This window comes from Mesorhizobium sp. M1A.F.Ca.ET.072.01.1.1 (genome assembly GCF_004023325.1).
Taxonomy (GTDB): Bacteria; Pseudomonadota; Alphaproteobacteria; order Rhizobiales; family Rhizobiaceae; genus Mesorhizobium.
Genome location: NZ_RZSF01000232.1, coordinates 1 through 11,029 on the forward strand (window position 1 = coordinate 1; position 11,029 = coordinate 11,029).

At 63.5% G+C, this 11,029-nt stretch carries 12 protein-coding genes; 5 read left to right on the top strand and 7 right to left on the bottom strand.

Annotated features, from left to right (window positions below; genetic code table 11):
• Positions 1-321: 321 nt before the first annotated feature.
• Positions 322-741, top strand: a complete 420-nt coding sequence (locus tag EOA32_RS25875; protein WP_095779305.1) for a GFA family protein — start codon at positions 322-324, stop codon at positions 739-741.
• A gap of 77 nt (positions 742-818) precedes the next feature.
• On the top strand, positions 819-1,178 hold the full coding sequence (locus EOA32_RS25880) for a diacylglycerol kinase (RefSeq protein ID WP_095829936.1): 360 nt from the start codon (positions 819-821) through the stop codon (positions 1,176-1,178).
• A 23-nt stretch (positions 1,179-1,201) separates the two neighbouring features.
• Here EOA32_RS25880 and EOA32_RS25885 read toward each other — a convergent pair whose 3' ends face one another.
• The gene (locus tag EOA32_RS25885) at positions 1,202-1,810 is read right to left on the bottom strand and encodes a DedA family protein (protein ID WP_128373224.1); all 609 of its coding nucleotides are present in this window, start codon (positions 1,808-1,810) and stop codon (positions 1,202-1,204) included.
• Positions 1,810-2,370: a DUF1003 domain-containing protein gene (locus tag EOA32_RS25890; RefSeq protein ID WP_128373225.1), complete on the bottom strand. Its 561-nt coding sequence runs from the start codon at positions 2,368-2,370 to the stop codon at positions 1,810-1,812. The genes EOA32_RS25885 and EOA32_RS25890 overlap by 1 nt, the downstream gene beginning before the upstream one ends.
• 197 nt (positions 2,371-2,567) lie before the next feature.
• Between EOA32_RS25890 and EOA32_RS25895 the strand changes: the two genes are divergently transcribed.
• The 3 genes from EOA32_RS25895 (at position 2,568) to EOA32_RS25905 (ending at position 7,285) form a co-directional block, all read left to right on the top strand.
• The gene (locus EOA32_RS25895; protein WP_128373226.1) at positions 2,568-3,287 is read left to right on the top strand and encodes a DNA-3-methyladenine glycosylase I; all 720 of its coding nucleotides are present in this window, start codon (positions 2,568-2,570) and stop codon (positions 3,285-3,287) included.
• A 103-nt stretch (positions 3,288-3,390) separates the two neighbouring features.
• A complete protein-coding gene (locus tag EOA32_RS25900) occupies positions 3,391-5,070 on the top strand; it encodes an NAD+ synthase (RefSeq protein ID WP_128373227.1) in 1,680 nt (559 codons plus the stop codon).
• 409 nt (positions 5,071-5,479) lie between these two features.
• Positions 5,480-7,285 (top strand): ABC transporter ATP-binding protein, encoded by a 1,806-nt coding sequence (locus tag EOA32_RS25905; protein ID WP_128373228.1) that lies wholly within the window; start codon positions 5,480-5,482, stop codon positions 7,283-7,285.
• 51 nt (positions 7,286-7,336) lie between these two features.
• Here the strand turns inward: EOA32_RS25905 and EOA32_RS25910 are convergent, their stop codons facing one another.
• The 5 genes from EOA32_RS25910 to EOA32_RS25930 form a co-directional block, all read right to left on the bottom strand.
• Positions 7,337-7,648 carry a PilZ domain-containing protein gene (locus tag EOA32_RS25910; protein WP_128373229.1) on the bottom strand — a complete coding sequence of 104 codons (312 nt, stop codon included), beginning with the start codon at positions 7,646-7,648 and terminating at the stop codon, positions 7,337-7,339.
• 115 nt (positions 7,649-7,763) lie between these two features.
• Positions 7,764-8,252: an NUDIX hydrolase gene (locus EOA32_RS25915; protein WP_128373230.1), complete on the bottom strand. Its 489-nt coding sequence runs from the start codon at positions 8,250-8,252 to the stop codon at positions 7,764-7,766.
• 219 nt (positions 8,253-8,471) lie between these two features.
• Entirely contained in the window at positions 8,472-8,972 is a 501-nt protein-coding gene (gene gpt, locus EOA32_RS25920) for a xanthine phosphoribosyltransferase (protein ID WP_066998919.1), read from the bottom strand.
• Between the two features lie 210 nt (positions 8,973-9,182).
• A complete protein-coding gene (locus EOA32_RS25925; protein ID WP_128373231.1) occupies positions 9,183-10,016 on the bottom strand; it encodes a universal stress protein in 834 nt (277 codons plus the stop codon).
• Positions 10,017-10,119: 103 nt separating this feature from the next.
• Positions 10,120-10,860 carry a competence/damage-inducible protein A gene (locus tag EOA32_RS25930; RefSeq protein WP_128373232.1) on the bottom strand — a complete coding sequence of 247 codons (741 nt, stop codon included), beginning with the start codon at positions 10,858-10,860 and terminating at the stop codon, positions 10,120-10,122.
• Between the last annotated feature and the right edge of the window lie 169 nt (positions 10,861-11,029).

Genomic DNA, 11,029 nt, shown 5'->3' on the forward strand with positions numbered 1-11,029 from the left:
GTCTGTTCACTACCCCCTTCAGTGCGCGACCGGAGACCTGCCACCGCCGGGAGCCGCCAATATGGGGATCGAATCAGAATTGCGATGCTAGGCCGCGTCCCCAACACGACCATCGCCTGCAGGAACCATAAATGCAGCTGCGCTAAAGTTTCCTTAATGGCGGGCGTTTCCAGACCGTTTTTGCTGCTTCAGGTTGCACTGCGGTGCAGGCGCAGCTTTTGAAACGCGCCGCTTCGGTGTCGCATTTGCCTGCGCCGGACGAGCGCAAAACTGGAATCTTGTCCGGCGCGCTCGAGGTGAATGGCGTTGAAGGAGGCCGGGATGGGGGAAAATCACACTGGATCGTGCCTGTGCGGAGCGGTGCGCTTCACGACGAGAGGAGCGCTGCGCGGAGTGGTCTATTGCCACTGCTCGCAGTGCCGCAAGCAAACCGGCCATTTCGTTGCAGCGACTTCTTCGAGGGACGCCGACATCGACATCGAGGGGGCCGACGCGCTTGCTTGGTACGGCGCGTCCGACATTGCGAAACGCGGCTTTTGCCGCAGCTGCGGCTCGGTGCTGTTCTGGAAGCACAACGAGCTCGACACGATCTCCATCATGGCCGGCTCGTTCGACAAGCCGACCGGGCTTTCGGCCGAAAGCCACATCTTCGTCGGCGACAAGGGCGACTATTATGCAATCGACGACGGCCTGCCGCAGTTCGACAAGTCGACGCCGTCGATAAAGGTCGCGGTCGAGTGACTTTTGGGCCGCCTGCCTTATTCCCTTGACCCGGCTGTTGCGATATCCCCTCACGGTGATTCGAAACGGGGCTGGGCATGCAGCGGCTGATCGACGCTTTCATCAATTCGGTGCGGGCTTTCCGCAAGCTGGCTGCTCACGAAAAGGCGTTCCAGCAGGAGTTGATGCTGCTTGCGCTCGCTCTGCCGGCCGGCTGGTTCATCTCGGTATCCTGGCGCGGCTACGCCTTGCTGATCGGCGCGGTTCTGCTGATGATCCTGGTCGAGGTGCTGAACACAGGCATCGAGGCGGCGTGCGACGCGATCTCCCGCGAGTTCCACATCGACATCCAACTCGCCAAGGACTGCGGCTCGCTGGCGGTGCTGATTTCGATCGTGATCGCGGGCGCCGTGTGGGGCATTGCCATCATCGAGCGCATCATCGGCGCGCCGATCTGACCGGGAGGCATCGGTCCGACAGCTTAGGATTCGGCCTGATCCTCTTTTGCGTCCTTTGCGCGCTCCCTTCCGGCAAAGTGGCGGGCAACCAGCCCGGCGAGGACGGCCACAGCGATGCCGACGGCGAGGGCGACGAGCACGCGTTCATGGCGGGCAAATGCCTGGCCGACCATGCGCTCCGCCCCAAGCCCGAAGACATAGCCGAGGGTGCCGAAGAGGGTTGCCCAGACGGCCGACGAGATGGCGTTCAGGATGACGAAGCGCGGCACCGACACGGTCGACAGCCCTGCGGCGATGCCGCCGACAAGGCGCATTCCGTAGATGTAGCGGTTCGTCAGCACGAAGATGTTGGGGTGGGTGTTGAGCAGCCGGTAGGCGCGGCGAAAACCCGGCCGCCTGCGCAGCCTGACGACATAGGGATGATCGGCAAAGCTGCGGCCGAGGGTGAAGAAAGCCGTGTCGCCGGCGAAGGCGCCGAGAAAGGCGGCCAGGAAAGCCTGCCAGAGCACGAATATGTGCTGATGGGCGAAGAAGCCGCCGAGGATGGCAGCGCTTTCGCCCTCGGCGACGCAACCGAGGAAGACCGCGATCAACCCGTATTGCTCGATGAGACGATGGATGGCCTCGGTCATCAGCCCGCCGACCGCGCCGACAGCTTTTCGTCGATCCGCCTGATCTGCTCGGCCATGCGCAGGATCTCGTCGCGGATGCCGATGAGCTCACTGTGGCGCAGTTCGTCGAGCTTCTCATGCAGCGCCATGATCTCGATCTCGGCCTTCAGGTTGACCTCATAGTCATGGGCGGCGTCGATGCGGTCACGCTCGGTCTGGCGGTTCTGCGACATCATGATCACCGGTGCTTGCAAGGCGGCGACCATCGAGAGCACGAGGTTGAGGAAGATGAAGGGATAGGGATCGAAGGCGTTCCGCGACAAGAGCCAGACATTGCCAAAGGTCCACAGCACCAGAAAGGCGATGAAGCCCAGAATGAAGGACCATGAGCCGCCGATACGGGCGATCGTGTCGGCAACGCGATCGCCATAGCTCTGATGAAAGGCGACTGCCTTGTTGGTGTCCCTAGTGATGGTGGTGCGTTCCAGCGTCGACTTGAGCACGCGGCTCTCTAGAGGAGAGAGACCGTCCGGCTGTCGTTTCAGCCAGCGGTTCGACAGATCCTCGACCGTCTTGTTCATCGTCCTCTCCGTCGTCAGGCCCGCGTTTCCAAGAATCCGGATGGTAACCGCTGCGCGTTTTTCCTGAGATTGCTCACTTATCTCACGCAATTCCGGACGGAAAACCGCTGCGCACTTTTCCTGGAATTGCTTATAGAGGTAGAGGCTACCGAGCCTGACGGGAAGTGATAGATTGGTCGGAGCAGGCGAGGGCGGAAATGGCCGACTTCCAGCAAATTCGTGCCCGGGCGGCAAAACGCAAGGGCGGTGAAGAGGCGCTGGCGTCGCTGCTCGGACCCATGCCCGACAACGCGGCCTTGGCGAAAGTTCATGACGACCGCATCCTCTCCACCATGGCCGAGCGCATCTTTGCCGCCGGTTTCGTCTGGCGGGTGATCGAGCAGAAATGGCCTGGTTTCGAGGAGGCGTTCCTTGGCTTCGAGCCGAAGCGGCTCCTGTTCCAGCCGGACGACTTCTGGCACGAGCTGGCGTCCGACAAGCGCATCGTGCGCAACCCGCAAAAGATCAAATCCGTGCGCGACAACGCGGCTTTCGTCGACCGCGTCTCGAAGGAACATGGCGGCTTCGGCAAGTTCCTGGCCGACTGGCCGGCCGACGACCAGGTCGGGCTGACCGCCTATCTCGGCAAGCATGGCAGCCGGCTCGGCGGCAACACCGGCCAGTATTTTCTGCGCTGGCTGGAGTGGGACACCTTCATTGTTTCCGCCGACATGGCGGCGGCGCTGCGCGACGCCGGTCTCGACATCGCCGAAAGCCCGACTTCGAAGCGGGATCTCGACAAGATCCAGGCGCAGATCAACCGATGGTCCGCCGAGACCGGGCTGCCGCGCCGGCACATCTCGCGCATTCTGGCGATGTCGATCGGCGAGAACCATTCGCCGGAGACGCTGCACGAATATATGGGCGAGCAGGCCTGATCGCTGCGGCTGCAGCGGGACTTGACCGGCATTCGCCGGCCAGTCCTGGGTGGCACAAGCAATCGCCATTGCCCGGCGATTGCCGCCACGCTAAATCCAATTCATGACCCAGACCGCTCCCGACCTACTGCGCATTGCCGTCGCCCAGCTCAACCCGACCGTCGGCGACGTCGCCGGCAATCTCGCCAAGGCGCGCGAGGCAAGGGCGGATGCGGCCCGCCAGGGCGCCGATCTGGTGCTTTACACGGAGCTCTTCCTCGCCGGCTATCCGCCGGAAGACCTGGTGCTGAAGCCGGCCTTCCTGAAGGCTTGCGAAAAGGCGGCGCAGGATTTCGCCGCCGACACCGCCGATGGCGGTCCTGGCGTCATCATCGGCACGCCGCTGAAGCGCCGGACCGGCACGCATAACTCCATCGTCTTCGCCGATCGCGGCAAGATCATCGCCGAGCGCTACAAGCTCGACCTGCCGAACTATGGCGAGTTCGACGAGAAGCGCGTTTTCCAGGCCGGGCCGGAGCTGCAGGGGCCGGTGAATTTCCGCGGGGTGCGCATCGGTGTCCCGATCTGCGAGGACATCTGGGGCGAAGTCGCCGTCTGCGAGACGCTGGCCGAGAGCGGCGCCGAGATCCTGCTTGTGCCGAACGGCTCGCCCTACTACCGCGCCAAGATCGACGTCCGCCACCAGGTGGTGATCCGTCAGGTCATCGAATGCGGATTGCCGATGATCTACGCCAATCAGCTTGGTGGCCAGGACGAACTCATCTTCGACGGCGCCTCCTTCGCCATCGGCGCGGACAAGACGCTTGCCTTCCAGATGAGCCAGTTCGAGGAAGCGGTCGACGTCACCACCTGGAAGCGAAGGGATGGCATCTGGGTCTGTTCCGAAGGCCCAATGTCGAAGATTCCGGAGCGGGAGGAGGCCGACTACCGGGCCTGCATGCTGGGCCTGCGCGACTACGTGAACAAGAACGGCTTCAAGAACGTGGTGCTCGGCCTCTCCGGCGGCATCGACTCCGCGATCTGCGCTGCACTGGCGGTCGACGCGCTTGGCGAGGAGCGGCTGCGCACCGTCATGATGCCCTATCGCTATACCTCGAAGGACTCGCTGAAGGACGCCGAGGATTGCGCCCGCGCGCTCGGCTGCCGTTACGACATCGTGCCGATCTCCGAGCCGGTCGAAGGTTTCCGGCATGCGCTGACCCAGCTCTTCGAGGGCACTCAGGAAGGTATCACCGAGGAAAACCTGCAGAGCCGTGCGCGCGGCACGATCCTGATGGCGATCTCGAACAAGTTCGGCTCGATGGTCGTCACCACCGGCAACAAGAGTGAGATGTCGGTCGGCTACGCCACCCTCTATGGCGACATGAATGGCGGCTTCAACCCGATCAAGGATCTCTACAAGATGCAGGTCTATGCGCTGGCTAGCTGGCGCAACGCGCATGTGCCGCCGGGGGCGCTCGGCCCATCGGGCGAGGTCATTCCGAAGAACATCATCGATAAGGCGCCGTCGGCGGAGCTGCGCGAAAACCAGACCGACCAGGATTCGCTGCCGCCTTACCCGGTGCTGGACGACATTCTCGAATGCCTGGTCGAGCACGAGATGGGCGTCGACGACATCGTCGCGCGCGGCCACGACCGGGCGACGGTGACGCGCGTCGAGCATCTGCTCTACATTGCTGAGTACAAGCGCCGGCAGGCGGCCCCAGGCGTAAAGATCACGAAGAAGAATTTCGGCCGCGACCGCCGCTACCCGATCACCAATAGGTTCCGGGATCGCAGCTAGTCCGCTGAAACGCAAGGCTGTTCGCCTGAACCGGCGCTCTTGGCAGCGCAACCCACCATTGTTGCAAAATCGTCTCAGTGGCCGGTCAAGACGCCCTCCTGGCGCCGCCCTGCCTTGGCGAGATGGTGAGCCGCCTCTATAAAAGCGCTTCCGCGATTCCCTTTCGGGAGGACCGTATGGCAGGATTTGACATCGTTATGCGAGGCCGCGAAGCCTAGATCTGCACCGGCCGTCCGAACTCCGTTCGGAAGGCCAGCCGCAGGCAGGCATCTGGCTCCTGCCGGTCGCCGCCGAGGGCGCGCGACCAGCCATACTGAACCTCCCCGTTTTAAGGGCGCCATAAGGCGCCGGCGCGGGTTTTCCAATTTGATTTTAGCGGGACCGGGCCTCTGTGCGCCCGGATGACATCATGGCTCGTTTCAGAATAGATCTGCGCGCCAGCGCCTTTCGCAGCGTGCTCGGCTTCACGCTTGGCCACTGGCGCCGCCAGCCGTGGCGCCTGTCGCTCATCATGGGCGCATTCCTGCTCTCGACGCTGGCCGACGTGCTGACGCCGCTCTATTCCGGCAGGCTGGTCGACGCGGTCGCCAGCAGCGCCGGCGCCGACGAGGTTGCGTGGCACGCCGCAATGACGGCGTTCGCCATCCTGATGGCGCTGGCGTTGGCGGCTGTGGTGCTGCGCAACGCCGCCTTCATGGGGATTGTCGAACTGACGTTGAAGATGATGTCGGACATCGCCGCCGACGCGTTCCACCGCGTCCAGCGCTTCTCGACGGACTGGCACGCCAACAGCTTCGCCGGCTCGACGGTGCGCAAGATAACGCGTGGCATGTGGGCGCTCGACCTGCTCAACGACACGATCCTGATCGCGCTGCTGCCGTCGTTCGTCATGCTGGTGGGCTCGACGCTGCTGCTCGGCTGGTTCTGGCCGATGATGGGGTTGGTGGTCGCGATCGGCTCGGTGATGTTCATCGCCGTCACCGCCATGCTGTCGCTTGGCTACGTCGCGCCGGCGGCACGCCTCGCCAACAGCTGGGATACACGCCTCGGCGGCGCGCTGGCCGACGCGGTGAGCTGCAATGCCGTGGTCAAGGGTTTTGGCGCCGAGGCGCGCGAGGAAGCGCGGCTTGCCCGCGTGGTCGCCAAATGGCGTCTGCGCACGGGCCGTACCTGGGTGCGCGGCACGTTCAACGGCACCGCGCAAGGCACGATGCTGCTTTTGATGAGGGCGGCCGTGATCGGCCTTGCGCTCATGCTTTGGGCCTGGGGCGAGGCGAGTGCCGGCGACATCGCTTTTGTTTTGACGTCGTTCTTTGTCCTGCAGGGCTATCTGCGCGATATCGGCACGCATATCCGCAACCTGCAGCGCTCGATCAACGACATGGAGGAATTGGTCGACTTCCAGTCCGAACCGCTCGGCATCGAGGACCGGCCCGGTGCCGCTCCGATCCGGATCACCGACGGCAGCATTGCGTTCGACAAGGTGACGTTCCATTACGGCAATCACAGGCTGCCGCTCTATCGCGACTTCTCGGTCGAGATCGCCGCGGGTGAACGCGTCGGGCTGGTCGGTCATTCGGGATCGGGCAAGACGACGTTCGTCAAGCTGATCCAGCGCCTCTATGACGTGAACGGGGGCCGGATCCTGATAGACGGCCAGGACATCTCGAAGGTTGCGCAATCATCGTTGCGCAGCCAGATCGCCATCGTGCAGCAGGAGCCGATCCTGTTTCACCGGTCGCTGGCCGAGAACATCGCCTATGCCAGGCCGGGCGCAACGCAGGCCGAGATCGAGCATGCCGCGAAGCTCGCCAGCGCGCACGACTTCATTGCCGATCTGCCCAAGGGTTACGGAACCCTGGTCGGCGAGCGCGGCGTGAAATTGTCGGGCGGCGAGCGCCAGCGCGTGGCGATCGCGCGCGCCTTCCTGGCCGATGCGCGCATCCTGATCCTGGACGAGGCGACATCGAGCCTGGATTCCGAATCGGAGGTGCTCATCCAGAAGGCGATGGAGCGGCTGATGGTCGGGCGCACGACATTGGTCATCGCACACCGGCTTTCGACCGTGCAGGCACTCGACCGGCTGCTGGTTTTCGACCGCGGCCGCATCATCGAGGAAGGCTCGCACGACGAGCTTATCCGGCTGAACGGTGGTATCTACCGTCGGCTGTTCGAGCGCCAGGCGCTCGAACTCACCAAAGGCCTGGTCGCCTGAGGAAAGGCATCCGGCTTCGGCCGGGTGCCTTCCCGCCTTGCGGACCGACCGTCAGCCGTAGTGCAACTTGGGCTTGGCCTCGGTACCGGTGAACTTGACGCCCACGCGGTCGTTGCGGCGCCAGCGGACTTTCGCGCGATACGCCACGCCATCGAGCGGGACGTAGAGCAGGAAACGATCGGGAACGCGTGATTCCGGTGCGACTTTCAGCTCGGCGCCACCGATATTCTGATTGCGCAACGTGCAACTGACCTCGGAATTCTGGATACCGGTGATGATCGTCGCGCCCTTGAGCACGCGCTGGCGGTGCTCGCGCCGGTGTTCGCCGGAGTTTTCTTCAAGTGGTTGCGCGGAGTTCGTCATCGATCGACGCCATTAGCCGAATCGGCACTGCATTAACCACACAAAGCACCGATGTTCGCGCACCGCAACGCGCGGCATGCTCGTCGGGTCACATATGCGTTATTTGAGCGATGACTCAGGCGAATTTATGCGGATCGGCGCAGAAATAGGCAATGATCTGGCAAAGATCGGGCTCGTTGACCATGCGGGCGGCCTCGGCGGAGCCGACCCATCTGCGGGTGCGGGCGCGCTTTTCCTTCCAGCGGTCCGCGACGCGGTCGACCTTGAGCGGGAACACCAGGACCTCGCAAGGCACTTCCTCGCCGGATGCCAGGACCTTGCCGTAGAAATAGCGGCCGGCTTCGAGATGCGAGACCGTGCCGTGCAACCCCGCTTCCTCGCCCGCTTCGCGGGCGGCAGCTACACAAAGCGGCTCCCTGGCTTCCGGCCAGCCTTTCGGCAGCACCCAGCGCCCGGTATCGCGGCTGGTGATCAGCATGATCTCGACGCAGTTTTCGTTCTCGCGCCAAGGCAGGGCCGCAACCTGCAGGCGGCAGGGCACTGCGCCGAAGAGTCGTCGGACTCTTTCGGCAATCTGGTTGTGCGTCGTTGGCCTCGTCAACATCGTAGAAGCTGCCCCGAGCCTCTAGAATCATTTGCCATCAAACGAATCTTACGACGTATTGTGGACGATAAAAGTAAAAAACTTCACTCGGGTTGGTTAACCCGGCCAGGGCCAGGCAATCGAGAAACATCGCCCCGTGAGCCTTCTCCCCGAGAGCCTTCTCTATGCGGCAAACAGTGATTTGGGCGGGCGCTGGACGGAAACAGCAGCTTCCAACGATCAGCCGGCGTGATCGTCGGCAATCGGCTTCTGATAGGTGAAACCCATGTCCCACGGGAAGTAGATCCAGGTGTCCTGGCTGACCTCGGTGACGAATGTATCGACCAGAGGCCTGCCCTTCGGCTTGGCATAGACGGTGGCGAAATGGGCCTTCGGCATCATGGCGCGCACGATACCGGCCGTCTTGCCGGTATCGGTGAGGTCGTCGATGATGAGTACCCCCGCGCCGTCATCGGCAAGAAGCGAAGGCGAGATCTCCTTCAGCACCTGCAACTGACCCTGGCTGGTGTAGTCGTGATAGGAGGCGACGCAGACCGTTTCGATGACGCGGATGCCAAGCTCGCGCGAAATGATCGCGGCGGGCACCAGGCCTCCTCGGGTGATGCAGACGATCGCCTTCCACTGGCCTTTATTGGTGCCGGAAAGCCGCCAGGCGAGCGCGCGGGCATCGCGGTGGAACTGGTCCCAGGAGACCGGAAAGGCTTTTTCGGGAAGGGACATGGTTCGTGCACTCCGCAAGCGCGCGCCGCAGCGCGCAGAAACGATGGAATGCAGCCGGAATTAGCCGGAAAGCGCCGGCCTTGGCAAGGTGGCCGCCAGGGATGGCTGTGTACTTATACCGCGTCGCGCTGTTCAGGCGACGCGCTGCAAGTTCCTATTTGGTACATGTCCTTGTCCCCCGAACCCGATTCCCACTTCGCGGAGACAGGCTTATCTCGACAGGAAGGCTGCCACGTTTGCCGTGCGCAGCACGGTGCGGGTGACGCCGCCGAACAGGAGCTGTCGCAGCCAGGAGTGGCTGTAGGCGCCGAGTACCAGCAGATCGGCGCCGGATTCGGCGATCCTCTCCTGGATGATGTCGTCGACCGAGCTTGCCCCCGATTTCTGCACCGAAACGCTGACATTGGCGCCGTGGCGTGACAAGGCAGCCGCGATCTCGGCGCCCGCCGCCTCGGGCGCCTCGTCGAGCGTTTCCGGCGGATCGATGACGAGAATGTCGGTCTTGTCCGCCTCGCTGATGAAGGGCAGGGCATCGAATGCTGCACGAGCCGCCTCCTTACTGCCGTTCCAGGCCAGCAGCACACGCCTGAAGGTGGTGACGAGCGGCCCGGCATGCGGAACGACAAGCACCGGCCGGCCGGCATCGTAGACCAGCGTATCGACATCGGCGCCCGGATCGCCCCCGGTGTCGCGCTGCGCGGCGATAATCAGGTCAGCCGCCCGCACGCTCGAAATGCCGGTCAGCGCGCTGTCGCCGGAGAAGCTTTCGAGGCTCCGCCACTCGAAGGACAGGTCGGAATCCTCCACGCGCCTGAGAAAGGCCGCCTGCAGCTTCTCGGCGCGCTCCTTGTTCATCTCGGCCGAGACCTGCAGGAATTCGGTGTCGGGGAAACCGGTTGCCGACGTATAGGGGACGGGAAGCGCTTCGGCGTGGATGCCGACGAGGTGGCTTTCGAATCGCTCGGCAAGCGGGATGGCGCAATCGAGCACGCGCTCGGCGTCCTGTTCGTTCTGCAGAATGGCGACGATCGTCTTGAAGCGCATGGCAGATCCCTCAAATTTATCGGCCCAAGATCGCCACCGGCATCAATGGCCGCAACGAAAGTGCCGTGCCAGAAACGTCGGCGCGAGCCTTCTGGTTCCGGGGTCAGCTCGCGGCCGACAGGCCCGCCACCATGGCCGCAACGTCCTTGCGCGCGGCCTCTAGCGCCGCTTCGTCGCGGGCGCGCACGACGAGCTCGGTCCAGAATTTGCCCTCGCCATATTTCGGGTAGGAGCCGATAATGGTGTGGGGATGCGCTTTTTGGATGTCGGCCAGCGGTCCGCCGATCAGGCCTTCGCCGAACGGGCAGTGCACGGTGGCCGACAGCATCCTGGTGCCGGTCTTCAGCGTCGGCACGACATTGTCGAGCATCGCCTGGAAGATCGACGGCACACCGGCCATCACGTGAACGTTGCCGATACGGAAGCCCGGCGCGATCGACACCGGATTATCGATGTGGTCGGCGCCGCGCGGCATGCGCGCCATGCGCTTGCGCGCCTCGGTGAATTCGATACCGCGCTCGGCATAGCTTGCCTCCAACATGGCGTAAGCCCTGGCATCGTATTCGCAAGGCACGCCGAAGGCCTTGGCTATTGAATCGGCGGTGATGTCGTCATGCGTGGGGCCGATGCCGCCGGTGGTGAAGACATGAGTGTAGCGGGTGCGCAGCGCGTTGGCGGCGGCGACAATCTCGTCCTCCTCGTCGGGAACGATGCGCACTTCCTTCAGGTCGATGCCGATCGCGGTCATGACATCGGCGAGATGGCCGATATTCTTGTCCTTGGTCCTGCCGGAGAGGATCTCGTCGCCGATGACGAGCATGGCGGCTGTGACGATTTCGGGCATGGCTCACTCCGGCTGCAGGCGGCCTGAAATAACGCGGCGGACAGCCGGCCGCAATGCGCACGCGAGGCGGGGCTCTTGTGGCAGACACGGTTGCGAGTAAGGTGCGTCGGTAGGGCTCGGGTGCAAGATGCTGATATCGATTTTGCCGTGGCTGATCGGTGGCCTGCTC